Source organism: Paenibacillus favisporus (genome assembly GCF_040545415.1).
Lineage (GTDB): Bacteria > Bacillota > Bacilli > Paenibacillales > Paenibacillaceae > Paenibacillus_AQ > Paenibacillus_AQ favisporus.
In genome coordinates, this window is record NZ_JBEPLV010000003.1 from 529,003 (window position 1) to 552,519 (window position 23,517).

General features: G+C 53.2%; 22 protein-coding genes and 1 riboswitch. Of the genes, 17 read left to right on the top strand and 5 right to left on the bottom strand.

Annotated elements, in window-relative coordinates:
• Positions 1-91: 91 nt before the first annotated feature.
• Both ABID47_RS15595 and ABID47_RS15600 read right to left on the bottom strand, forming a co-directional pair.
• Positions 92-379 carry a hypothetical protein gene (locus ABID47_RS15595; protein WP_354497977.1) on the bottom strand — a complete coding sequence of 96 codons (288 nt, stop codon included), beginning with the start codon at positions 377-379 and terminating at the stop codon, positions 92-94.
• A gap of 124 nt (positions 380-503) precedes the next feature.
• Positions 504-809: a hypothetical protein gene (locus ABID47_RS15600; protein WP_354497979.1), complete on the bottom strand. Its 306-nt coding sequence runs from the start codon at positions 807-809 to the stop codon at positions 504-506.
• 473 nt (positions 810-1,282) lie between these two features.
• On the opposite strand from ABID47_RS15600, the gene ABID47_RS15605 reads away from it, so the two are divergent.
• The 8 genes from ABID47_RS15605 (at position 1,283) to ABID47_RS15640 (ending at position 12,301) form a co-directional block, all read left to right on the top strand.
• Positions 1,283-1,978: a 4'-phosphopantetheinyl transferase family protein gene (locus ABID47_RS15605; RefSeq protein WP_354497981.1), complete on the top strand. Its 696-nt coding sequence runs from the start codon at positions 1,283-1,285 to the stop codon at positions 1,976-1,978.
• A gap of 108 nt (positions 1,979-2,086) precedes the next feature.
• Positions 2,087-2,173, top strand: a riboswitch (cyclic di-GMP riboswitch).
• 176 nt (positions 2,174-2,349) lie between these two features.
• Positions 2,350-4,122 (top strand): methyl-accepting chemotaxis protein, encoded by a 1,773-nt coding sequence (locus ABID47_RS15610; RefSeq protein WP_354497983.1) that lies wholly within the window; start codon positions 2,350-2,352, stop codon positions 4,120-4,122.
• Between the two features lie 20 nt (positions 4,123-4,142).
• Positions 4,143-7,850 (top strand): non-ribosomal peptide synthetase family protein, encoded by a 3,708-nt coding sequence (locus tag ABID47_RS15615; RefSeq protein ID WP_354497985.1) that lies wholly within the window; start codon positions 4,143-4,145, stop codon positions 7,848-7,850.
• An 802-nt stretch (positions 7,851-8,652) separates the two neighbouring features.
• Positions 8,653-9,165 carry a MerR family transcriptional regulator gene (locus ABID47_RS15620; protein ID WP_354497987.1) on the top strand — a complete coding sequence of 171 codons (513 nt, stop codon included), beginning with the start codon at positions 8,653-8,655 and terminating at the stop codon, positions 9,163-9,165.
• Between the two features lie 2 nt (positions 9,166-9,167).
• On the top strand, positions 9,168-9,608 hold the full coding sequence (locus tag ABID47_RS15625) for an SRPBCC family protein (RefSeq protein WP_354497989.1): 441 nt from the start codon (positions 9,168-9,170) through the stop codon (positions 9,606-9,608).
• A gap of 209 nt (positions 9,609-9,817) precedes the next feature.
• The gene (gene pxpB, locus ABID47_RS15630; RefSeq protein WP_354497991.1) at positions 9,818-10,540 is read left to right on the top strand and encodes a 5-oxoprolinase subunit PxpB; all 723 of its coding nucleotides are present in this window, start codon (positions 9,818-9,820) and stop codon (positions 10,538-10,540) included.
• A complete protein-coding gene (locus ABID47_RS15635) occupies positions 10,537-11,553 on the top strand; it encodes a 5-oxoprolinase subunit C family protein (protein ID WP_354497993.1) in 1,017 nt (338 codons plus the stop codon). Before pxpB ends, ABID47_RS15635 begins: the two co-directional genes overlap by 4 nt.
• Complete coding sequence (locus tag ABID47_RS15640) at positions 11,540-12,301, top strand: LamB/YcsF family protein (protein WP_354498777.1); 762 nt, start codon at positions 11,540-11,542, stop codon at positions 12,299-12,301. The genes ABID47_RS15635 and ABID47_RS15640 overlap by 14 nt, the downstream gene beginning before the upstream one ends.
• 42 nt (positions 12,302-12,343) lie before the next feature.
• On the opposite strand, the gene ABID47_RS15645 is transcribed toward ABID47_RS15640, so the two are convergent.
• Entirely contained in the window at positions 12,344-13,267 is a 924-nt protein-coding gene (locus ABID47_RS15645) for a TetR/AcrR family transcriptional regulator (protein ID WP_354497995.1), read from the bottom strand.
• A gap of 156 nt (positions 13,268-13,423) precedes the next feature.
• Between ABID47_RS15645 and ABID47_RS15650 the strand changes: the two genes are divergently transcribed.
• The 5 genes from ABID47_RS15650 (at position 13,424) to ABID47_RS15670 (ending at position 17,320) form a co-directional block, all read left to right on the top strand.
• Complete coding sequence (locus ABID47_RS15650; protein WP_354497997.1) at positions 13,424-14,152, top strand: MBL fold metallo-hydrolase; 729 nt, start codon at positions 13,424-13,426, stop codon at positions 14,150-14,152.
• Complete coding sequence (locus ABID47_RS15655; RefSeq protein ID WP_354498000.1) at positions 14,152-15,285, top strand: AbrB family transcriptional regulator; 1,134 nt, start codon at positions 14,152-14,154, stop codon at positions 15,283-15,285. The genes ABID47_RS15650 and ABID47_RS15655 overlap by 1 nt, the downstream gene beginning before the upstream one ends.
• A 204-nt stretch (positions 15,286-15,489) precedes the next feature.
• On the top strand, positions 15,490-16,194 hold the full coding sequence (locus ABID47_RS15660) for a Crp/Fnr family transcriptional regulator (protein ID WP_354498002.1): 705 nt from the start codon (positions 15,490-15,492) through the stop codon (positions 16,192-16,194).
• Between the two features lie 49 nt (positions 16,195-16,243).
• The gene (locus ABID47_RS15665; RefSeq protein ID WP_354498004.1) at positions 16,244-16,837 is read left to right on the top strand and encodes a redoxin domain-containing protein; all 594 of its coding nucleotides are present in this window, start codon (positions 16,244-16,246) and stop codon (positions 16,835-16,837) included.
• A gap of 153 nt (positions 16,838-16,990) precedes the next feature.
• Positions 16,991-17,320, top strand: coding sequence for an ArsR/SmtB family transcription factor (locus ABID47_RS15670; protein WP_435530629.1), 330 nt, complete (start codon positions 16,991-16,993; stop codon positions 17,318-17,320).
• 82 nt (positions 17,321-17,402) lie between these two features.
• Here ABID47_RS15670 and ABID47_RS15675 read toward each other — a convergent pair whose 3' ends face one another.
• Positions 17,403-18,323 carry a LysR family transcriptional regulator gene (locus ABID47_RS15675; protein WP_354498008.1) on the bottom strand — a complete coding sequence of 307 codons (921 nt, stop codon included), beginning with the start codon at positions 18,321-18,323 and terminating at the stop codon, positions 17,403-17,405.
• 118 nt (positions 18,324-18,441) lie between these two features.
• Between ABID47_RS15675 and ABID47_RS15680 the strand changes: the two genes are divergently transcribed.
• The 3 genes from ABID47_RS15680 (at position 18,442) to ABID47_RS15690 (ending at position 21,148) form a co-directional block, all read left to right on the top strand.
• The gene (locus ABID47_RS15680) at positions 18,442-19,197 is read left to right on the top strand and encodes an SDR family NAD(P)-dependent oxidoreductase (protein WP_181152945.1); all 756 of its coding nucleotides are present in this window, start codon (positions 18,442-18,444) and stop codon (positions 19,195-19,197) included.
• Between the two features lie 42 nt (positions 19,198-19,239).
• A complete protein-coding gene (locus ABID47_RS15685) occupies positions 19,240-19,983 on the top strand; it encodes an SDR family NAD(P)-dependent oxidoreductase (RefSeq protein ID WP_354498010.1) in 744 nt (247 codons plus the stop codon).
• Positions 19,984-20,362: 379 nt separating this feature from the next.
• Entirely contained in the window at positions 20,363-21,148 is a 786-nt protein-coding gene (locus ABID47_RS15690; protein WP_354498012.1) for an arylamine N-acetyltransferase family protein, read from the top strand.
• A gap of 110 nt (positions 21,149-21,258) precedes the next feature.
• Here ABID47_RS15690 and ABID47_RS15695 read toward each other — a convergent pair whose 3' ends face one another.
• Positions 21,259-22,053 (bottom strand): SDR family NAD(P)-dependent oxidoreductase, encoded by a 795-nt coding sequence (locus ABID47_RS15695; protein ID WP_145157014.1) that lies wholly within the window; start codon positions 22,051-22,053, stop codon positions 21,259-21,261.
• A 337-nt stretch (positions 22,054-22,390) separates the two neighbouring features.
• On the opposite strand from ABID47_RS15695, the gene ABID47_RS15700 reads away from it, so the two are divergent.
• A complete protein-coding gene (locus ABID47_RS15700) occupies positions 22,391-23,305 on the top strand; it encodes a CPBP family intramembrane glutamic endopeptidase (protein WP_354498014.1) in 915 nt (304 codons plus the stop codon).
• Positions 23,306-23,517 lie beyond the last annotated feature (212 nt).

Below are 23,517 nucleotides of genomic sequence, written 5' to 3' on the forward strand. Positions count from 1 at the left end.
TGCTTGCATTAAAAACGAGTTTTAAAAGGATCCGAGTCGATTCACCTCCTGATTCAAAAACAGCCCGGTTGTAAAACTTCAAATGTGAAACCTACTTCGCCCCCACACTCCCCAGGGTCAACACATTCGTCTTGCTGTCAAATTGAACGGTAATTCTTTCATTAGGGAAAAACCCAAAGAAACTAATATTTTGAATCGGAAGTCGTACTAAGTTTCCGGGCGGATCATCTTCGAAACTTTCAATAACAAGCAGTAACCTTTTTACTGTGATGAAACGTTCAGCAGGGAGACGAACTCCATTTAAGCCATTTAAAGATATCTCTGGACCGCTTTCCTCGCCAGTCGATAAAAGCATAAAGCATTGCTGTTTTTTTGGCACTTGACAGGATACAGTCTCCTCACGCTTTAAAGTCAACCACAATAGATTCACACGACAATCGCAAGGGAGAGCACGGTATGCCATTAATTAACTGCACGGCGATACGACAAAGAGGCTGGCTTAGTTACTTAGCTCCAACACTTCCCAGCGTCATTGTATTCGTTTTACTGTCAAATTGAACGGTGATTCTTTCATTTAATTGAAAACCGAATAAGGCTATATCTCTATTGTTAAGCCTCAGCAAATTTCCAGGCGGATCATCTTCAAACGAATCCCTCGTGAGGATTAATTTTTTGGATATACCGCCCCTCTTTACTGTTATGGATTTACCTTCTGGCAAGTTAATACCTCGTAGTTCAAAATTAACAGAGACCTCACGGGTTTCGGTTCCGATCGATATAAGCATCGCTGTAGTTTTTGCAGTCGCCATTTTTCATCCTCCCGCTCAAATACATTCTAGTGATCCGTTTCAGTTTATTCATAGGACAGAATTCCGCCACGGCTAACTCAACCTGCTGCGTACTGCAAGAAGAGGCACCTGCTGCGTACTACAAAAAGAGGCACCTGCGGTGTAAAGCAAGACGTAAATAAGTACACATCGTAAAGGAATTGCTAATTTGCCACACATTCTACGAAGCGTGCTGATCATTTTGCGGATCATCCCCAATCCGTACATGGGTAAAAATTGTTGATCAAATTGTGTACAAATGCTAGAAGCTATTAAAAAATAGGAAAAATTGGCCGAATAGTAATAATGAATGTTTGTTTTTCGTAGGAGGTTCATCCTAAAGAAAATGATGAATTAGGGAAAATGTACTAGATTTCGCTTCTTTATTTGGTATCAGAAGCTGCTGTAAGCAGACCTGGTGATTACGAATGGAGCAAAGTGCTCAGGAGGGCTTGATGATCAGACTGTATATGCTTGGGATCAAGAACGTTTCTGCGGCGCATTTCGATCATTTTATGAAACGGGTCTCTCCCGAACGAACCAGACAAGTACGACGAATCAGAAACAGGAGGGATGCTGTAAGAAGCCTGTTCGGCGAGGTCATGGTGCGCTGGGCGGTGAACCAAGTAAAGCCTGCTGCCGCCTTTTCCAAGCGATGGACACGCAGCGAATTCGGCAAACCGGCCTTTGCAGACGAACCGGATATTCACTTTAATCTTTCCCATTCCGGAGATTGGGTGGTAGCCGCCCTCGGCCCGTCTGAACTTGGAGTGGATGTCGAGCAGGTGCTCCCTGTGAACCCGGAAATGGCTGAATCATGTTTTTCACCCGCTGAAATCGGACTGCTTCAACACTTGACCGAAGAAGAGCGGCTGAACCGGTTTTATGACATCTGGACGCTCAAAGAAAGCTATATCAAGTGCATCGGCAGAGGATTAAGTCAGCCGCTGGACTCATTTACGATCACGGTTCGTCCGGACGGAAAAATTGAGTACAGCGGTCCCGACATTGAAGCACGCAATTATCAGTTTATGCTGATCCCGATGGAAGGACCATATAAGCTCGCGGTCTGTACGAAAGCAAAGGGGTCGATCGAAATTTACACGCCGGAAATGGATCAACTGTTGAATATGAAAATGTTTGCAGATTAATTTCTGAAATGAATGGAAATATCCATGAAAATTATGGTAGACTAGGTTTGCGAAATGAACAATTTATAGTTACTAATTATTTATTAGTTTCTATAAAAATGTACATGTAAAATCCATAGGCAAAACTGCTGAAAAGCAGTGACGCAAAGCTATAGGGACTACTTCCGAAACGGGATATGTCAGCCAGTTGCAGATGACTTGGTGAGCTGTGGTTTGCATTCCCATAGGTTGCTATTTTTTTGCCCAGAACATGCTGTTTTCGCCACGGGGAGGTGTGATTCGTACAAAACCAAGATCGTTTCTAGTATGGCCAGATGGATGGTTGCCAGCAAGATTACATAATAGAGATAGACCAAAGGAGAGAAACGAGAATGAGCAAGTCTCAGCAATTTTTCAAGAAGTGGCGGTTTAAAAATTTAAGTATTGTAAGCAGAAGTATGCTGCTGACCAGTCTTTATATCTTCATCACCGGGGCTGTCGTCATTGGCGCAAGCTTTTATATTCAGGGCACCGTCCTGACCCAGCAGCTGCAGTCGGATTCCGGTAAAACGATGGATGCCCTGGTGAAGAGTGTATCGGTACAAGATGTCGAGCAGGCTAAGAATGTAAAGGATCCCAACGCCGCTGTCCAGCAAAAGCTAACGGGTATCTTTGATGAGCTGTCCCGTACGCATCCGAATATTGCCCAAGGGTATATTTTCGGGCCGGAGCTCGAAGGAGGCAATCAAACCTCGATTATTTCGATGCCGTCGGCTGTGCTGGAAATGTTCGCCAAAGATAATTTGCATCTGGGCGACCTGTACGAGCAGCCTAAAATTCATGCCGATGCCGTCCGCGAAATGCTGAAAACGAAAAAACTGGTGTTTACCAAAGCATATACAGATAACTATGGTACATGGATCACGGTCCTGTATCCGTTCCAGGATGCAGGCGGCAACATCTTCGCCTACATGGGCATCGACGTGGATGCCAGCCTGGTCGCTACCGGTCAGAATGATCTGCTGCGCAACACGCTGTTCGCCCTGCTGATTACGCTGGTAATCGTACTGGCGCTACAATATTACACGAACAGACGGACGTTTGCCCCGATCAAATCGCTTATGACGGCGCTGGACAAGCTCAGCAAAGGCGATTTTACCGTACAGCTGAAGGCTGGCGACGATGAGCTTGGGCAGGTTAACGCCAAATTCAACACGATGGTGAACCAAATCAACGAGCTGGTAGGGACGATTAAAAAAGTATCGGAGCAGTCGGCGGAGCAATCGAAGTTCCTGTTCTCGGCTGTGGAGAACAATAACAAAAACTCGTTGGCCATTACGAAAAATATTGAACAAATGTCCGAGCGGGTTGCACTGCAGAGCACATCCATCACGGAGAGCGTCGTTTCGCTGGAGGAAATTTCGTCAGGCGTCAACACGATTGCCGGCAATACGTCCGAGCTGTCGGACATTTCGATGCAGATGAAGGATCAGTCGGAAAAAGGAAACGAGAACGTTGAGCAGGTTATCGAGCAGATGAATTCGATCAACCACTCGGTTAAAAATTCCGTGGACATTATTGAGAAGCTGCAGGTCCGTTCCCAGGAAATCGGCCAAATTGTCCAGGTCATTACGGAGATTGCTTCCCAGACCAATCTGCTGTCCCTGAACGCAAGCATCGAAGCGGCGCGGGCCGGCGAGGAAGGCCGGGGATTTGCCGTGGTAGCCGATGAGGTCAAAAAATTGTCCGAAGAGTCCAGAAGATCCGCCACGCAGATTATCGAGCTGATCCGCTTCATTCAGGATGAGACCGCACTGGCCGTCGAGGCCATCAGCGAAGGCGAGCAGAACGTCGCCAAAGGGATTGAGGTCGTTAAGGAAACCGGCTCCCTGTTTAAAGGCATGATGATCGCGACCGATTCGGTTACGAGCCAAATTCAGGAGGTTTCTGCTGCGACGCAGCAGATGGTTGCCGAAACCGAGCAAATAACGGCTTCCATTAAACAGCTTGCGGAGCTGGCGGAGAAAAACTCGGCCGTATCCAGCGAGATCAAGACGAGTGCCCAGGAGCAGCAGGCTTCCTTTGACAGAATTTATGATTCCGCCAATCAGATGAACCAAGTGGCTGACCAATTGGAAACCTTAGTCGACAAATTGCGGGTGTAATCATGAAGGAGCTGAACATTTTGAACACAACATCGATAAGCGAGCGCAGCAAGGCATACTGGTCCCAGGAACTCGAGCTTCCTCTGCCCGGACTCAATCTCTACACGGATGAGCCGGTGCGGGAAATTCAACCCGATTTGCTGCGGATCACGGAAACGCTGGATTTGGGACCGGAAGAGGCTGCTGAACTGAGCCGGCTGGGCAACCCTCGTGCCTGGTGGCTGGCTGGTTACGCGGTGTTCCTGTACAGGATGAGCGCCGATCAGGATTTGCTGCTTGGCGTGGTGAGCCGGCAAGGAGAACTGCTGCCGCTTCGCGCAGCGATCAGCGGACAAGATACGTTCCGGCAGGTCTATGCGCGGATCGAAGCCAAGCTGGGAGAGCTGGACGCCGCGGATTTGAGTCTGCAGGAGCTTGAAGAAATGATAGGCCAGCCACTCGCCTATCAAGCGGTGTACGGCGAGGTTCATGAGAGCCGTCCGGCTTGGCTGGGCTGGAACGTTCAGGCGAAATCCGGTCGTTGGACGATGAGCATCGCCTATACGCGCCAGCTGTTCCGGGAACAGACCGTGCGCAAGTTCAGCAGGCATTACGCTCAAATCGTTCGCGGTGCGCTGCGGAACGCGGATCTGGAAATCAGCCGCCTGCCTTTTCTGCTGGAGGAGGATCGGGCCGCTTATACTGCTTTGAATGATACGCAGATGGACCTTCCGGAACAGCCGACGATCGTCCGGATGATGGCTTCCACTGTAGCGAAGTATCCGGACCGGATCGCCGTCACTCAAGATGGGCAGCAGTTAACCTACAAGCAGCTTGACCGGCAGTCTAACCAGATTGCGAACATGCTGCTGTCCAAAGGGCTGCAAAAAGGGCAGTTCGTGCCTATTTTCATGAAACGGAGCCTCGAAACGATTGTTTGCATGCTCGGCGTTATTAAGGCAGGCGGGGCTTACATTCCGCTGGATCCTTCCCATCCGGATGAAAGAAATGCCTATATTATTGCTGACACGCAAACCGGGATGATCCTGACACATGCTGAATATGTGGACCGTCTGGAAACGCTGCTTGCCGGTTTCGACAGGAAGCCGGAAATTCTCCCATTGGGAGAACAGGCGGACTCCTATCCGGAAGAAGCATCCCCGGTTGCCATTGAGCCGGATGATCTGGCCTATATCATTTATACGTCCGGTTCCACAGGCAAGCCGAAAGGAGCCCTGATCGCTCATCAAGGCGTCGTCAACTTGGCGGAGTCCACGCGCAGGGAGATGGATCTGACCGAGGAGGACGTGATTCTTCAGTACTCCACCTTCAGCTTTGATGCGTCGGTCTATGACATTTTCGGATCGCTGGCCTGCGGCAGCCGGCTGCATCTGCTCACCGATGAGGAGCGTTTCTCCATCGACGCCTTCACCGCGGCGGTGGTGGAGCAGCAGGCGACGCGCGTCGCCATTCTGCCGACCGTTTTCTTCAACCAGCTTGCAGCCCATTTGCCTGAAGAGGATGCGCCCAAATACGGGAACATCAAGAGCATCATCGTCGGTGGCGAGGCGTTGTCGGGAGAGGCCGTACGCATGCTGCAGAAAAAGCTGCAGGTTCCGATCGTCAATCTTTACGGTCCCACCGAGATAACGGCGGTGGCAACCTCCCATATCGTCGACTATCCGGTTCCGGACGATCTGACGACAGTATGTATCGGAACGCCGCTGAGCAATTATGAATTGTACATTGTCAGCGAGCACGACGAGCTGTGCCCGATCGGAGTTACCGGCGAGCTCCTGATCAGCTCCGTCGGCGTGGGCAAGGGGTATTTGAACCAGCCCGAAAAAACGAAGGAAGCCTTCATCACCGATCCGATTACGCCGGAGTCGGGCAAGAAATTTTACCGTTCGGGCGATATGGTCCGCCTTCTTCCGAGCGGACTGGTGGAGTATCGGGGGAGAAAGGATGCCCAGGTAAAAATTCGGGGCTTCCGGATCGAGATCGGAGAGATCGAGGACAATCTGGCAAAGCATGAGTCCGTCAAGGATATCGCTGTCATTCCAAGAACCGAAGCGGACGGAACCAAAGTGCTCGCTGCCTTTTATACGTCAAATGACGGGCAGCCGGTTGCTTCCAAGGACCTCGCCCAATTTTTAGGCCAAAAGGTGCCCGGCTACATGGTTCCCAAATATATGTGCTTCGTGGATCAAATGCCGCTGTCACCGACAGGGAAAATCGACCGCAAAAAGCTGGCGGCCTTCGAGATCGTGCCGGAAGAGGACGATTCGCCGTATGAAGCCCCGGTCACGGCCATTCAAAAGGAAGTGGCCGCTGCCTGGGAGAAAGCGCTTGGCCAGACGAGAATCGGCATCCACGACGATTTCTTTGAAATCGGCGGCTACTCTTTGAAAATATTGGAGATCCTGGTGCTGCTCAAGCCGAATTATCCGCAGCTGAAGATCAACGATTTCTTCGTCTACCCGACGATTGCCGCATTGGCCGGCCGGATCGAAGTGCTGGCCCATGAAGCGTCCACAGCCGAGGAGGCATTCGGTGAGGACGTTCCGCTGCAGGATTTGGCGGAGTTTCCGCTCAGCTTTTACCCTCAGGATCCTGCCGAAGGGCGGGTATACACGCAGGAGAACATTTTGCTGACCGGCGCGACCGGCTACCTTGGCTCTCACCTGCTGTACGAGCTGCTTCGCCAATCGAAAGCTTCGATTTATTGTCTCGTTCGTCCATCCGGCGTGCAGGAGCCTTATGCCCGGCTGGAACAGACGATGGTCGGATATTTCGGGAATGAAGTCAAACGTCTGATGGACAATCGGGTCATCGCTGTGCAGGGCGATCTGGAACAGGAGCATTTAGGATTGAGCGAGGAAGTTCGGGACATGCTGGCAGATCGCCTGGACTCCATCCTCCATTGCGGTGCGGAAGTCAAGCATTTTGGGGAAGCGGACTATTTTGCCAGGGTCAACGTGGACAGTACGAACCGTCTGCTGGCATTGGCCAAATCCAAACCGGGCGTTCGGTTCCATTTCATCTCAACGCTCGGCATCCCGGAAGATTTGGCGCTAAACGGCCAATGGGCTTCGATCACGGCCGGTTCCGGTTATGACGAAGCCTACGTCGAGAACGTCTATACCAACAGCAAGCTTGCTGCCGAGAAACTCGTCGTGCAAGCCGGCCGGGAAGGCCTTGCTGCTTCCGTGTATCGTGTAGGCAATCTGTCCTGCCGGTCGGATAACGGCTTATTCCAGAATAACATCGACAACAATGCGTTTTACCGCATGCTTAAGGCGATGCTGCTGCTTAAAAAGGCGCCTGATGTGCGCTGGGAAGTCGATATGACGCCGATCAATTACGCGGGAGAAGCCATTACCGCCTTGGCGCTTCAGGATGCGACCATAGGACGGATGTTTCATATCTGCAACCCGGTCACGGTATCGTATCGAGACATGGTGCGGTTCTTCCAGGCATACGGTTATACGATCGACTTGACCGATTGGAAGGAATACGAGCAGTGGCTTCTCGATCCGAAGCAGGCCAAGGACCAGGCGGGTCTGGAGCTGGCCATGGCGCAGCTGGAGGGGGACGGTGCGAAAAACTCCAATTACCGCTACGCATGCCCGCAGACACTCGAGTACCTCGAGGGGACCGGGGTCCAGTGTGCTCAGCCGGATGAGGCTTATTTCCGCAAGCTGATCGCTCATGCCGTCAAGGTGGAGTATTTTGAGCAGCCCGAATAGTCGGGAGAATTGTTATCATTGCGATAATCCCTTGGGGCTGTAATGCGGCCAACGGATCGTCATGAACCTGGCAAGGAAAGAAAAAGGTTAGAACGTGTTCGAAATAAAGACAGAAACGGACGAAGGCGAATAATAAAGCCGGAGCCGTATGAGGAGCTCGAGTTTTGCAAGGCAGGGTGGGCATGGTATTGTGCAATCTGCGACCGCAGGACATAGCAGACAAAAGCGAGATCTCGTATCCTATAGCGCGACAATCAATACACCAGCAATGTTAACAGCAATACACCAGCAATTCGCGAGCAATACACGAGTAATTCACCAGTAATTCATCAGCAAGAGCAAGCTTTAGAAATGAGCAAAAGGGTTGGGGAAGAACCGGACCAGGAATCGCATGGATAAAAGCAAAAGCATGACCAGGAGCAAGACCAAAAGTACGACCCAGGTCCGCGGAATAATAATAAGTAACAATAATAGAAAGACAATAGCTATACGACTGTGAAATTGAAATGAATGAACGGTACAAGAGCAATACAGAAAGACAGATAAGGAACAACAATCTGCGGGACTTAAGCCATACTAAGGGGATTTGCGGAACTTTGCGGGCTCTTTCGGCAAAATGATATTTCCAGTCACATTAGTACTCCTAGTCATACCACTCATCCTTTCTCATGTTTGCTGAATATTGAAATCGAACGACATGATGCCGTTCGATTTTTTTTTTTGCAATCTCTTGAACCTTACGCTGCGTAATGTTTTATATTAGAGCTACCGGTACAAGTCTTCGCGAAGCAAGGGGATGATTATGAACACGCAGTGGAAGGTCGGGGAGCTGGCAGCCATGACGGGACTGACGATCCGAACGTTAAGGTACTACGATCAAATCGGTTTGTTTTCTCCGTCCGGGCATACCGAATCCGGTCACCGGATCTATAACGGGCATGATTTGGCCAAATTGCAGCAAATATTGTCTCTGAAAGAGCTGGGATTGTCGCTGGATGAGGTCAAGGAAATCGTGGACGGGAACGAATTCAGCCCGCTCGACATTGTCCGGATCCAGATGGACCGCCTGAGAAGTACCATCCGGTTGCAGCAGCGGCTCCTGCAGGAGCTGGAAAACGTATCGGCTCTTCTGCAGCATGACCAAACGTTGACGGTCCATGAGTTTACCGCGCTGCTTGAAGTGATGAAGAAGAGCAAGGAAAAGTTCTTTTTGGAAAAACGGACAAGCATGGAGCGCAGCCTCGACCGGCTCGGGGAGGCGCTTGGGGAAAATCAGCCGGATCCAATGAATAGGAACAATCCAGGGAGGCCATGACCATGAATAACGAACGATCTGTCATTCACGAAACATTTGTTATTGAACGCAATTATCAAGCAGCGCCGGCGAAGGTGTTTTCGGCCTGGTCCGATCCCGAACTGAAGTCAGCCTGGTTTCCGAAAGCCGACAGCTTCGAGTTTAGGGTAGGGGGGCGCGAAGTCAATGCCGGCGGGCCTCCGGATGGGCCGGTGTTTACCTTTGATGCCGTCTACCAGGAGATCGCAGAGAACGAGCGGATCGTCTATACGTATACGTTGGACCAAGGCGACAGCCGCATGTCCATCTCGGTCGTGTCGGTGCAGTTCCAGGCGTCGGGGCAGGGAACAAGATTGATTTATACCGAGCATGGTGCGTTTCTCGACGGACTGGATACAGCCTCGATGCGCGAGCACGGGACCAAGATTATGCTGGATAAGCTGGGTGAAGTCGTAGCTGAGTAGCCCGGTCAAGGTGGTCATTGCAAGATGCAGTACTGCATTCAGATACAACGAGGTCGCCTCAGGGATCCTGAGGCGCCTTTTTTGCATTGAAGGGTCGGTCTTCAGTTCAGTTAGAAGTGTCACCGTGCAGAAAAAATCGAATGCATACCGCATGGACTCTGCTATCATATAGATGATGAGGCTTTATACATACAAAAGGAGGGGATTCCATGAACCGAAACGAAGCGTGCAGGGTCGTACCCTTAGGGGAATCGGCGGTTGTGGTGCACCTTGGCGGCACGGTCAGCGAAGATTTGAACCGTGAGGTTCAGGCGCTGACCCGCAGCATAGAGGCAAATCCCTTTCCAGGGTTTGTCGAATGTGTTCCGGCGTTTACGAGCGTGACTGTATTTTATGATCCCTTCAAGCTTGATTTACCGCTGCACGAGACCGGCCGGATGGATTATGTGCAGTCCCTTTTGGAGACTTATATGGCGGACATCCAGGGAACGCCCGAAGCGGAGCCGGTGGTGATCGACATCCCGGTATGCTATGGCGGCGGGTTTGGCCCGGACATAGAAGAAGTTGCCTCCATTAACAACCTGACCACTCAGGATGTGGTCCGCATCCATACAGCACAAACCTATTTGGTCTATGCGGTGGGGTTTGCTCCCGGGTTCCCTTATTTGGGCGGGCTCGACGAACGGATCGCCGCGCCGCGTAAACCGTCGCCGCGGCTTGCCATTCCGGCCGGGTCGGTCGGAATCGCGGGGACGCAGACGGGAATCTACCCGGTGGAAACCCCGGGCGGCTGGCAGATCATCGGCCGGACGCCGCTTCCCCTGTTCAGGCCGGATCAGGATCCGCCCGCGCTCCTGCGGGGAGGGAAATATATCCGGTTCCGTCAGATTGACACGGCGGAATACGAGCGGATCAAGGGGGCGCAAGCATGAGCATAACGGTCATAAAACCCGGTTTGATGGCGACGATCCAGGACTTGGGAAGAGCCGGCTACGGCAAGTACGGGATCATCGTCTCAGGGCCCATGGACCGCTTTGCGCACCGGACGGCCAATTGGCTGGTGGGCAACGATGAGGGCGATGCCCTCATCGAGGTGACCTGGTCGGGGATGTCCGTCCGCATGGAGCGGGAGATGTGGGTAGCCCTGACCGGAGGGGATTTTTCGCCGCAGATGGACGGTGTGCCGGTTCCGATGTGGAGACCCGTCTTCGTCCGGAAGGGCAGTACACTCACATTCACTGGGCCGAGGGCAGGCTGCCGGACGTACCTGGCCGTTGCGGGAGGCATCGATGTGCCCGAGGTTCTTGGCAGCCGCAGCACGTATATCCGTGCCGGGATCGGCGGCATGAAGGGAAGGGCGCTGAAGACAGGGGACATCATTCCAATAAGGACCGGCAATGGCCGGTTACGGCATCCATCCACAAAGGGAACGCAGCCTTTTGATGCGGTGAGGTGGGCGATTCCGGCCTCGGAAAGGCCCGCTTACTGCGAGCACCCTTACGTCCGGATCGTCCGCGGGCCGCAATTTGGCGATTTCGACGATGTGAGCCGGCGCGCGCTGCTTGATCATGATTTCCGGGTTACGCCCCAATCGGACCGGATGGGGTACCGGCTGGAAGGTCCGCGGCTGCAGCTTCACCGCCCCCAGGAATACACATCGGAAGGTGTGACGATGGGGACCGTGCAGGTACCATCCGATGGGCAGCCGATCATTCTGATGGCCGACCGCCAGACGCTCGGCGGCTATCCGAAGATCGCCCAGGTTGCCGGTGCGGACCTGCCGGTGGTTGCGCAGACACCGCCCGGTTCAACCCTCCGCTTCAGGGAAATCAGTCAGACGGAAGCGGAACAATTATGGATGGATCAGGGCATACGGTTAAGGCGGCTTGCCCGGATGATTGCCCTTAAATTAAAGGAGGACGGATGGCTTGATGGGTTGGATTGACTTGAACTGCGATATGGGAGAAGGATTCGGCGTATACCGGATCGGGGCCGACGAAGAGCTGATGGGGGAAATTACGTCCGCCAACATCGCCTGCGGGTACCACGCCGGCGATCCCTCCGTCATGCGGAAGACGGTGAAGCTGGCTTTAAGCCGCGGGGTCGCCATCGGCGCGCATCCCGGTTTGCCGGATCTGGCCGGCTTCGGGAGAAGAAGCATGGATATTTCGCCGGAAGAGGCCATGGATTTGGTGACGTACCAAATCGGCGCACTCCAGGCGATTGCCAAACAGGAAGGCGGGCGCCTTCATCATGTCAAACCGCACGGCGCCCTGTACAACATGGCTGCGGTCTCAGCTCCCCTGGCGGATGCAATCGCCGAAGCTGTCTGCCGCACGGACGAGTCCCTGATTCTCTACGGCCTGGCAGGCAGCGAGATGCTGGCTGCTGGGGCAAGGTACGGGCTCACAACGGCCAGCGAAGTATTCGCCGACCGTACGTATCAGCCCGACGGCACGCTGACGCCCCGCAGGCTGCCTCACGCGCTCATCACGGACACCGATCAGGCGGTTCGGCAGGTGATCCGCATGGTGAAGGAAGGCAGGGTAACTTCCGCGGACGGAGCGGAGGTGAGCATTCAGGCTGACACAGTCTGCCTTCATGGCGACGGCGAGCATGCCACAGCCTTTGCCAGGGAGCTTCGGGCGCGCCTGGAAGCGGAAGGCATTGGAGTCAAGCCTGCAGGAGTATGACCCTGTTATCAATAAAACCAAAAAAGACAGTCCGTCAGGCCTTTATGCCTGATCCGGACTGTCTTTTTGTGGTTCCGCCGCATGATTCAGCATGAGGCCCAGCTGCCTCACGTAAGGTCTCAGCTCGTCGACGGAATCCAGAAAGTTCGTATACACCCGGACCAAAGTCGCGTTCGGTTTATCCTGTTCCAGCTCCCTCCGAAGCAGGTCGATCACTTCCAACAGCTCTTTCTGAATCCGCTCCGGCTGCGGCAGCTCTTGGACCTTTTGGGCAAAATACTGCAGAAACTCACCCAGGTTCGCCCGCCGGGTCGGAAGGTCCACCGGGTTGATGTCGTTAAAATAGGCGCTCGACACCTTGAGAATCGGGACCGGCTCCTTATCGATCATGTCGCGGATAACCGCGTCCATCCGGTCTACGCAAAACCGGGCCAGTTCCGCCATCGGGCAGGCGATGGCGGTTTGGACGGCATGGGATAAATATTCCCGCGACATGCCGCGGTAGATCGCCACGATATCCCCAAGATAAGGGGAGATGGAATCGCCGTATGCTTCGTAGAAGCAGTCGCGGTGCCACGTCAGAAACGCGGCGCGCTTTTTTTTCCATTCCACCTGGAAGTTTTCGTTAGCGGTGATCGGCAGCTCTTTGAACTCGCTCGTAAAAAAGTGGTTTTCCAGCATGTATTGAAGCTGAAACTCGATCTTGCGCCGCAAAATTTCCTTCGGCGGGTCCCCCGCCAGCCGCAGCGAGCGATCCAGCTCCCGGGCTTGCTCGAACATCGTCCGGTGGACGAAGGTGAATACGCCGGTAAAAAGGTCCTCTTTCGAAGGAAACACTTTATAAATGCTGCCCTTGGCCATGCTGCATGCTTCCGCAATGTCCTGCATGGAGGCGGCGAAATATCCTTTTTCTTTAAAAATACGCATTGCCGTATTGATGATCTGCTGCTTTTTGATTTGCTCCATCCTTACCACCCCTACACATTTTGACATGATGTCCGCTAAGGGTCAACAAAGGAATTGACACAAAAAACTCGAAAGTCATATAATGAACTAGCGAGTTTTATGCGGAAGTTTAAGTTGACAGGAGGTGAGCCAAAGCAAAATGCTTTGGCGTGAAGTATGAAAATTTCGGATCAGATCGAAATGCTGGAACTGTCCCTTCCTATGGGCGATCGGGAGATGGTGATTCATCCTGTAGTCATCCGGGATAAGGATTCTTATGTATTGGTAGACACGGGGATGCCGGGCTGCTACGAAAAAATCGTGGAGCTCATCTCTCAGGCTGGGATCGACCCTGCCGCCCCTCACTCCATTATTCTTACCCACCAGGATATCGACCATGTGGGCAGCCTGCCTCAATTTAAGGGCGAGGGCGTGGAGGTATACGCACATGCGGAAGACCAGCCCTACATCGACGGACTCAAACCAATGATTAAATTTAGCGGGGAACGTAAAAAGGGACTGCTTGAGTCGCTGCCGGCCCAATTAGCTGAAGCCTTTGAGGCGACCTTTTCCGGAAAGGTGACCAATGTGACCCGCCTTCTTGCCGATGGCGAGAAGCTGCCTTTTGGCGGGGGACTGACCGTCATTTATACACCGGGCCATACTCCAGGGCATATCAGCTTGTATCACGAGCCGAGCAAAACATTGATTACCGGTGACGCCATGGTCATTAACAACGGCGAACTGCAGGGACCGAATCCGCCGGTGACGCCGAATATGGACGAAGCGATGCAATCGCTCACCAAATTCAAAGCCTATCCGATCGAAAACGTCATCTGCTATCATGGCGGTCTGTACCAAGGGGATGCCGGGGCGCGAATCGCTGAACTGACTGAGAGCCTGTAATGACAGACACCGCAAGCTTGAACAACAGCCGTTTGAGGAACAACAAATGGCTGCGGTTTTTGGTGACCTGCGTGTTTGCCGTCATCGGCGGATTCATCTTCCAATGGATCCATATGCCGATACCATGGCTGCTGGGCTCCATGGTTTTTGTCATGATCGGCTCCAAGCTGTTTAAAGGCGTTTCTTTCTTTTGGCCGGGGCAGGTGCGCAATACGGGGATGATCATCATCGGTTATACGATGGGATTATCCTTCACCATGTCCACACTGAAGCAGATCGGGCATCAGCTGCCGACGATGGTCCTGTTTACGGCGCTGCTGCTGGTCGTTGCTGCGGCAATCGCCTTTATGATCGCTTTTCTGTCGGGAATCCCGTTTCCTACGGTGCTGATGGGCAGCATTCCCGGGGGGCTGAGCCAAATGATCACGCTGGCGGAGGAAGTGGAGGGAATCGATTTGACGGTCGTGACCTTCCTTCAGGTGTCGCGGCTGATCATGATTATTTTCTGTGTGCCCCTTTTGATCTTCAGCCCGCTGTTCCATACCTCGGGATCGCATGCATCAGGAGCCGCAGCTGCGGCGACATCGGCCGATTGGTCCGCCTTGTTTCCGCATATTTGGCTTTTCGCGGTGGTATGCGTCGTATTTGCCTTGGTGGGCAAACGGATCAAATTTCCGACAGCCTTTCTGCTGGGGCCGATGATCGGCACCATCCTGCTCAATTTATCAGGATATGAGGGACATTCGCTCCCGCCGGTGGTCCTGAGCCTCTCGCAGCTCATGATGGGCGGCTATATCGGATTGCTTCTCAAACCGGAAAATTTGAAGCACAAAGTGAAAATCATATTGCTCGCCATATTGAGCGGTGTTGTGCTGATCGCATGCTCCCTCGGGCTCAGCGTGCTGCTGACCAAGTTTCACGCGATTACGGAAGTCACGTCATTTCTCAGCCTTTCGCCAGGCGGCATGGATCAGATGGCGCTGATCGCCAAGGAAGTGAACGGGGACCTGTCGGTCGTCACCTGTTACCAGCTGTTCCGGACCCTGTTTATCTTTTTCGCCGTACCGCCGCTGCTCAGGCTGATCTTCAGATCGATGCTTAAAGGGAAAAAATTGGCCAACAGGCCGATGTGATCTATCAACACGCAACCTACATGTTTTATCTATTCAACCAGCCATCGCATTTCAGCCTTGGCTGTTTTTTTGTATCTTTATGCCGCCAGCCGGCGCTGCGCCAGCTAACCCTGCGAATGCGGCTGTGTTATGCTTTTGCTGCTGCCGAATATCTTCTATACTATAATCATTATCGGGCTGACCTATTTGGGAGGAACAAAGCGCATGAGCATTTCACATGAATCGAGTGACAAGCCCGTCCAGGTATTTCCGTGCCTGACGGCGGTTTCGCATGAGGAGTGGCGGGAGTCCGGCCCGTTTATCCGTCGATTTAGCGCCAAATCGCGAATATTCCACCGGGATGATGCGGCGGCATACGGTATGTTCCTTCTCAGTGGAACCGCGAGGATCACGGTGATTGGCGAAAATGGCTCCGAATCCGTCATCAACCTGCTGACGGCGGGAGAAATTTGCTCACTCTTGGTGCTGAGCGGTCTAAGCGGGCGCGAGTATCCCGGTGAACTGACTGCCGAGACCGAAGTGGAAGTACTGTTTGTGCGGAAAAGCAGCTTTATGCATTGGGTACAGGAGTACGAGTCTATTCGCGCCACGGTGTTCGGCGGGCTGCTTGACGGCATGCTTCGCATGGTGGAACGGACGCAGCAGCGCCAGACCCTCCCGCTTGACAACCGCCTTGCCGGAGCGCTGCTGCGGATGACGGGCGGGGAGGCGCCGACGGTGCGGATCACTCATCAGGAGCTGGCCGAAGAGGTCGGGTCGGTTCGCGAAGTCGTGACAAGGGCACTTGCCCGGTTTCAGCGGAAAGGGTGGATCGAGACCAGCCGGGGAACGGTCCGTATTTTGCAGCGCGAGCTGCTGGAAGAGGAGTTTGGTGACCTGGTCACAGAGGAATCCGGAGCTTCCTGCTAAAGTGGGTTCATGCATCTCATGCATAGAAGATCCATGAGGAGGAATATCCATGACCAACCTGCTAATGACCGGGGACAAAGCCCCGCTCTTCCAATCGATCGACCAGCACGGCGATCCGGTTTCGCTGGACCAATTCCGCGGCGGCAAGGTGCTGCTGTCGTTCTTTCGTAATGCGGCATGCGCTATGTGCAATTTACGCGTTCATCAAATGATCCAGAGGTACCCCGACTGGCGTCGCGAGGGGCTTCAAGTCATCGCGTTTTTTGAATCGCCGGAAGCGAATCTGCAGAAGTATGTAGGCGCGCAGCAGGCACCTTTTTCGCTCATTGCCGATCCGAATGCCGACATCTATAGCCTGTACGGAGTCGAATCGTCGGAATCCAAGACGGAAGCTACATTAGCGCTGCCGAATGTTCATGAACTGGCAGATGAAGCGGCGGCGGCCGGTTTCCCGCTTACGCCTGAAGAGGGGGCCAATTTCCACCGCATTCCGGCCGAGTTTCTGATCGATGAAGAGGGGATCGTAAGGACCGCATATTACGGAAAGCTGATTACCGATCACCTTCCTTTCGAATGGGTGGACCGGTTCGCAGCATCCTCCCCGGAGGAGGCACTTATGAAGCCAGAGAATCGGTCACGCTAAAAGCCGCTGAAATGAGGCGAGACAATCCCTTACCATTGTATAGATTGCTTGGGACCCAAACAGTCATAGCAGGAATTTCCTTGCTTTGGCTGTTTTTATTTTCGTTTTCTCTAAATATTCCTTTGTGGTAGTATTTGGTCAGGAGGCATGAAGATGAACACGACAACTTTGACTGCGCTTGCCGAGCCTAACCGGCTGCATATTATCGAGCTCATTCGCGACCGTGGCCCCCTGACCATTGGAGATATCGCGAATCGGCTTGAACTCAATCAGCCCCAGACATCCAAGCATGTCCGGGTTCTTCACGAGGCCGGCCTCGTTGAAGTGCAGCCTGCCGCCAACCGGCGAATCATTAAGCTGCGTACCGAACCATTTCAAGAGCTGGACCACTGGATTGAGTCTTTCCGATCGATGTGGGATGACCGTTTGGACCGCCTGGATGAATACCTGCGGGATATCCAGGGGCGAGATTCATCGGAATGAGCGATATGAATCCATCATATGAACCGCAAAAAAACATCGCGATATCGTGATGTTTTTTCTTTTGCTTCAAGTTGAACCCCTTTTAAGACTGCATGGATGCCCCTAATTCTTCCAAGTCATGTTTTAACCACTCCATAAAACGGCGGGAGACCTGCGAATGGGTCTTTTCCTTGCGCTGGATGACGCCAAGATAGACAGGGCCGTGATCCGGCAGATCGAAGTCAAGAATCGCGATATTGTCCTTCCGGAAGGCCGGCTCGTTCATGAACGAAAAGTTGAGCCCAATGGTCACGGCGCCATGATTCATGCACGCCCTGAAGATCAGATCCCGGTTATTGGTGGTGAAGAGCACGTCTACCGGGCCATAAAGTGACTGAAAGTCGTCCATATACCACTTCACATAATCGTCGTTATAGAGGACGACGGTCTGCTGTCTTAATTCTTCAGGACCCACCGCGGGCTTCTGGGCGAGCGGCGACGCGCTGCTGATACCGGCGACCATATGCACAGGGAGCAGCCGTTCGAAGGCGAGTCCGGTGCGTTCGATCAACCGGTTTTTGAACAAAATGATGAGTCCGAGATCGCTTTTGTCCTGGTTCACATCGTCAATGATGTCCTGCGAGCCTTTTTCCACGATCTCCAGCTTCACGTCCGGAAACTTCTTTTTAAATTCGATCACGACACGCTCAAGAAGAGACATAGGGCTTGGGATGGTCGCCACCCGCAGCCGGCCCTTGACCGTACCCGAAAATCCGCGGGCGGCCTCCAGCAGATCTTCATATTTCTCCAGCGTTTCATACGCTTTTTTGATAATGATTTTGCCTTCGGGAGTCAGAGTGACTCCGGATTTGGACCTGGTAAAAATACTGATCCCCCACTCCGATTCCAGACTGGTAATGGCTTGGCTGACCGCTGAAATCGTCACGTGAAGCTGCTCGGCCGCTTTGGAAATCGAACCGGCCCGCGCCACCTCCACCAAGTACTCCAGCTTTTCCGTATTCATGAAGCATCGTCCTTTGATCTTTAAGTTTTTCTTAAGCAAAATTCAATAGGTTTAAATTTTGATGAATCTCAAGACATGTTAACATAATGATGTGAGATACGAAAGGAAGGGATTCATGATGAGACTCGAAGGAAAAGTTGCACTGATTACAGGCGCAGGCGCCGGGATCGGCAAGACGACGGCTCTCCGCTTTGCGGAAGAAGGCGCCAAAGTCGTCGTTACCGATATTGATCTCGACAGCGCCAAGCAGACGGCTGCGGAAATCACGCAGGCCGGCGGCGAAGCTGCAGCATTCCGTCATGATGTCAGCAATGAAGACGAATGGAAAGAAATTGCGAATGCCGCGGTTCAGCAGTTTGGCCGCATCGATATTTTGTTCAACAATGCCGGCATTTATTTCATCAAGCCGCTGGCCGACATCGAACTGGCGGAATGGAACCGGATGATGGCGATCAACGTGACCGGCGTTTTCCTTGGGATGAAGCACGTGATGCCGCTCATGGCCAAACAAAAGGGTGGTTCCGTCATTAACGCATCCTCAATTGCGGGGCTGACGGGGGCATCCGGCCATATCGCTTACGGAGCTTCGAAAGGTGCGGTCCGGACGATGACCAAGGACGCCGCGATCGAATACGCAGCCGCAGGCGTTCGGGTGAACTCGATCCATCCGGCCTACATCAACACCGCCATGGGCGCTTACGCGTCGGAGGTGAGCCAAATGTCCGAAGCCGAACTGGGTAAAAAGGTAGCGCCGATGGGCCGTTTCGGTACGGTGGAGGAAGTAGCGAATCTGGTGGTATTCCTGGCATCGGACGAGTCGTCGTATTCCACGGGATCCGAATTTGTCATCGACGGCGGGGCAACGGCTATCTAAGAGTCTGTACATTAAAGTGAATTCATAGGAGCGTGTTTAATCATGAAATTTGATTCCAAAGTAGCGATTGTTACCGGCGGCGCCAGCGGCATCGGGGAAGCGACGGTACGGATGTTTGCTTCCGAAGGGGCGAAGGTCGTTATCGCCGATTTTTCGGACAGGGGCCAGACTCTCTCAGAGGAGCTGAACGCACAGGGATACGATACGCTGTTTGTCAAAACAGACGTCACGCAAGAAGCCGAGGTGCAGCGAATGGTCGAGCAGACGGTCGCCAAGTTCGGCAAGCTGGACATCCTGTTCGCCAACGCGGGTATCGCCAAGGACGGACCGGCGGACCGGTTATCGTCGGACAGCTGGCAGCGGACGATCGACATTAACCTGACGGGTGTATTTTTAAGCGATAAATATGCGATCCAGCAGATGCTGTCCCAAGGCACGGGCGGGGCGATCGTGAACTGCGGATCCATTCACAGCCATGTAGGCAAGGCGGGTGTCACGGCTTATGCGTCCGCCAAGGGCGGGGTGAAGCTGTTGACCCAGTCAATGGCAGCCGATTATGCCGCCAAGGGCATCCGGATCAATGCGGTGTGCCCGGGATATATCGACACGCCGCTCATTCAGGGCAGGGACGAAGCCATTACCGCACATCTGACCGCCCTTCATCCGATGGGACGGCTCGGCAAGCCGGAGGAAGTCGCCAAAGCCGTGATGTTCCTGGCGAGCGAGGATGCTTCCTTCATCACTGGTGCCAGCTTGCTGGTCGACGGGGGATACACGGCGGTATAAGAAGAGTACCTGCTGGGCATGATAGAGTACTAAACCGATACAGCGCAGAATATGGAGTAGGGTCAACCCCCTAATGCTCCTGTTCTGCGCTTTTTTGTATTTAACGATGCCTGAATTCTATTGAATATGTAAAAGAATTTCGCTCATCAACTTGATCACAACGGGTAAGACCGGGTGGGAGTTTTCGATTTTGCTGGTCGGAAATGCCGTGTTTTGGTGGACCCGGTTATTTTTTAAGCGGAAAACAGAGTAAATATCGTGAGCGGCAGAAGGTGAACCAAGTTCTGCTATAGAAATTAGCTGTATGGCTGATATTCCGATGCTTGCACGAAGCGGCATGGATATGCGCAGCACTAAAACAGCAGGGAGGTAGCTCGTTGTGACTAACCATCCATCGCAGACGCCGGAAATTCAGGCTTATCTGGACCGGATCGGATTCCAAGGCAAGCTGGACAATGGGGCGGACACGCTGGCGGAACTGCAGCACTGCCATATTTACAGCGTTCCCTATGAAAATTTGGATATATTAAACGGTGTGCCCCTATCGCTAGACATTCCGGACCTATATGACAAAATTGTCGTGCGCCGGCGCGGCGGATACTGCTTTGAGCTCAATGCGCTGTTTGGCTGGCTGCTGGGCGAACTGGGATTTCCCGTGACCCACTATTTCGCCAGATTTTGGCGCGATGAGGATAACCTGCCCCCGAAGCGCAGGCATCATGTGCTTCAGGTCGAAGCCGAAGGAGCACGGTATTTATGCGATGTCGGGGTAGGCGGAAATGTTCCCGGCAGGCCTGTGCTGATCAAGGAGCATCTGGAACAGCCGCAGGGAACCGAATGTTATCGCCTGGACCGGGATCCGTTCTTCGGCTGGCAGCTGATGGAACGGAAAGGGGAGGATTGGCGGCTCATTTATTCTTTTGCCGAAGAGCCCCAGCTGCCGCGGGATTATGAGATGGCCTCCTTCTGGTGCGAGCATGCTCCGGAATCGATTTTCAGACAGGGTCCGATGGTGTTTATCCGCACGCCGGAAGGGCGAAACACGGTCGCTGGCGACGAGTTCAGGATCTTCGCCGGTAAGGAGGTGCGCATTCTCACTCCCCGGACACCGGAAGAGAAGCGGGAAGCGTTCAGGCAGTATTTTGGCATTGTCCTCCCTGAATAAAATGACTGCTGCTTCCATCAAGATTAGGCGTGGACAGCAGCATCATAATGAAAAGTGCCGTTTCCCTTCGGAAGGGATAACGGCACTTTTTTTACGGTTGGCGGTACAGACTAAAATACGCTCCGGACTAACCCGCCGTCGATCCGCAGCGCGGCCCCGTTGATCGCAGAGGAGAGTGGGCTGCTGATAAATGTGACGAGGTGAGCAATTTCCTCCGGCCGGATCAACCGCTGAATGATCGAGGTCGGCCGGTTTTCCCGCATGAAGCGCTGCTCCGCCTCCCCGATCGTTAACGATTCTCCCGGATACAGGGTATCGAGCATTGTCTCAACCCCCTCGGTCAGAGTGGAGCCGGGCATCACGGTATTAACCGTCACGTTCGTGCCCTTGGTCAGCTCGGCAAGGCTGCGGGAGATCGAAAGCTGCATCGTCTTGGTGGCGCTGTAATGCGCCATCTCCTGCGACGGCATGACGGCGGCTTCGCTGGCAATGAAAATAATTCTTCCGCGGTCCTGCTGCATCATGCGTTTCAGATAATGCCGGCTCAAGCGGACACCGCTCATAATGTTGACCTCAAAGAAGCGGAACCATTCCTCATCCGGGATATCGAAAAATTCGGCCGGCTCAAAAATGCCCAGATTGTTCACCACGATATCGACATCCGGATGCTGTTCCATCATGGTGAGACAGCCTTGTTCCGTTCCCAGATCGGCGACTGCGGGAACGAGTTCGGCTCCGGTATGCCGCCCCCGGATTTCTTCGATCGTTTCGTGGACCTTGTCTTCACGGCGGCCGTTAATCAGAACTTTGGCCCCTTCTGCGGCCAGTGAAGACGCGATAGCCTTGCCGATGCCGGAAGTGGAACCGGTGACAAGCGCGGTTTGTCCAGATAGCTGAAGCTCCATAATGATAACCTCCTCCATAAGAATCCCCAAATAGGATCCCTATAATTTAATCTTTTATACCACTAGTTTCCAGTTCTTCATTCTAACTGTCAAGCCTGCCGCGCATCAAAGGTTCAAAACTTCAGACATCCGTCACTTGCCAGCCGAAACCGAGGCGTTGTTTGCCTTGAGCGGAGTAACGTTTCTAGCAGAATGGCTTTGATCTATGAAAAAATGGGTCTCTTACCAGGAACACATCGATCGTGAGTTTACTATATATATCAATATCAGATAGAAGCAATCTGACAGATAACGGTTTACTCAGAAAGGAGGATCCGCCATTTTCAGATCAACCGGCATGTCCCGCAAAGAAACAATATTGTGGTTTTTCCGCGATCAAGAGGGCAGAATCCAGCTGTTCTGGCGCATTGTGCTCGGCTGGCTGGCGTTTGTGGCCGGGCTGGGTCTGGCCGTGGCCGCTGCAACGGTTGCAGGCTCTTATGGTTTTCCCACTTTGGCCCTGCAGGTGATTCTCGCCGTCGTAACCACAGGCATAAGCGTGCCCCTGATTTATTTGCTGAGGCGGTATGCCGACAGACGGCCATGGAGCGGCCTCGGGCTAAGTTCTCCGCCGTCTGGCCTGCCGTACTTTCTCCTTGGGGCAGTTTTCCTGGCGCTCCTTACCGCAGCCTCTTTGCTGATCGGCAGCGCCTTAGGCTGGCTCGAAGTCGTCGCTTTGCATCTTCCCGTGCCTACGCTGTTTGCGATTTTGATCAATACGGCCATCGCCTTTTTCTATGAGGCTTTTCCCGAAGAGATTTCCTTCCGCGGCTATTTGTTCCGCAATTTGAACACGCGGTTCCCGCGCTGGATCGCTCTGCTGATGCAGGTCGCCCTGTTTGTGCTTGCACCGGTCGCTCTCACCGCAATCATGGTAGCTGCTGGGATTGCCACATGGGATCAAATTACGTCAGACTATATCATCAACTTAATTGCCTTCGGCACGCTGCTGCAAATGTGCCGTATTCTATCAGGCAATCTATGGATGAACATCGGCTTCCACGTGGCATGGCTCGAAATGGTCCGGTACGTCGTCGTTCCGTCTTCTTCGGCGCTCATCGAGGTGCAGTACAACTCTCCGCTCGGCGCATACCTGGTCAATATCGGCTCGGTCGTCATCGGTATCATCGTGCTGCTTACCTGGTCGCTACGCAAGAAAAACAGAGTGGACTGGAACCGCATCGAGCCGGAAGACGCTAAGCAGGTAAGTTAAGTACAAGCATAATCCGGAAAGAAAAACCGATGGAAGGCGGGCTCTGTGGGAGCCCGCTTTTGTCATTCGTGCAGAACGGTGTAGACGTGCGGTATTGTGAGCAATCAGGGGGAATGGCGGGCTGGGAGGATTCCGGGCATGGTTTTCCCGTACATTTCCACCGTTTTCCTGCCTTGTGCGCTCCTTTTGGCTGAGAATATAATCAGCTTATT

Coding starts and splice junctions, on each gene's coding strand:
- ABID47_RS15600 (WP_354497979.1), bottom strand. CDS start 809: ATGGCGACTGCAAAAACTACAGCGATGCTTATATCGATCGGAACCGAA.
- ABID47_RS15605 (WP_354497981.1), top strand. CDS start 1,283: ATGATCAGACTGTATATGCTTGGGATCAAGAACGTTTCTGCGGCGCAT.
- ABID47_RS15610 (WP_354497983.1), top strand. CDS start 2,350: ATGAGCAAGTCTCAGCAATTTTTCAAGAAGTGGCGGTTTAAAAATTTA.
- ABID47_RS15620 (WP_354497987.1), top strand. CDS start 8,653: ATGAACACGCAGTGGAAGGTCGGGGAGCTGGCAGCCATGACGGGACTG.
- ABID47_RS15625 (WP_354497989.1), top strand. CDS start 9,168: ATGAATAACGAACGATCTGTCATTCACGAAACATTTGTTATTGAACGC.
- pxpB (WP_354497991.1), top strand. CDS start 9,818: ATGAACCGAAACGAAGCGTGCAGGGTCGTACCCTTAGGGGAATCGGCG.
- ABID47_RS15635 (WP_354497993.1), top strand. CDS start 10,537: ATGAGCATAACGGTCATAAAACCCGGTTTGATGGCGACGATCCAGGAC.
- ABID47_RS15640 (WP_354498777.1), top strand. CDS start 11,540: ATGGGTTGGATTGACTTGAACTGCGATATGGGAGAAGGATTCGGCGTA.
- ABID47_RS15645 (WP_354497995.1), bottom strand. CDS start 13,267: ATGGAGCAAATCAAAAAGCAGCAGATCATCAATACGGCAATGCGTATT.
- ABID47_RS15650 (WP_354497997.1), top strand. CDS start 13,424: ATGAAAATTTCGGATCAGATCGAAATGCTGGAACTGTCCCTTCCTATG.
- ABID47_RS15655 (WP_354498000.1), top strand. CDS start 14,152: ATGACAGACACCGCAAGCTTGAACAACAGCCGTTTGAGGAACAACAAA.
- ABID47_RS15660 (WP_354498002.1), top strand. CDS start 15,490: ATGAGCATTTCACATGAATCGAGTGACAAGCCCGTCCAGGTATTTCCG.
- ABID47_RS15665 (WP_354498004.1), top strand. CDS start 16,244: ATGACCAACCTGCTAATGACCGGGGACAAAGCCCCGCTCTTCCAATCG.
- ABID47_RS15670 (WP_435530629.1), top strand. CDS start 16,991: ATGAACACGACAACTTTGACTGCGCTTGCCGAGCCTAACCGGCTGCAT.
- ABID47_RS15675 (WP_354498008.1), bottom strand. CDS start 18,323: ATGAATACGGAAAAGCTGGAGTACTTGGTGGAGGTGGCGCGGGCCGGT.
- ABID47_RS15680 (WP_181152945.1), top strand. CDS start 18,442: ATGAGACTCGAAGGAAAAGTTGCACTGATTACAGGCGCAGGCGCCGGG.
- ABID47_RS15685 (WP_354498010.1), top strand. CDS start 19,240: ATGAAATTTGATTCCAAAGTAGCGATTGTTACCGGCGGCGCCAGCGGC.
- ABID47_RS15695 (WP_145157014.1), bottom strand. CDS start 22,053: ATGGAGCTTCAGCTATCTGGACAAACCGCGCTTGTCACCGGTTCCACT.
- ABID47_RS15700 (WP_354498014.1), top strand. CDS start 22,391: ATGTCCCGCAAAGAAACAATATTGTGGTTTTTCCGCGATCAAGAGGGC.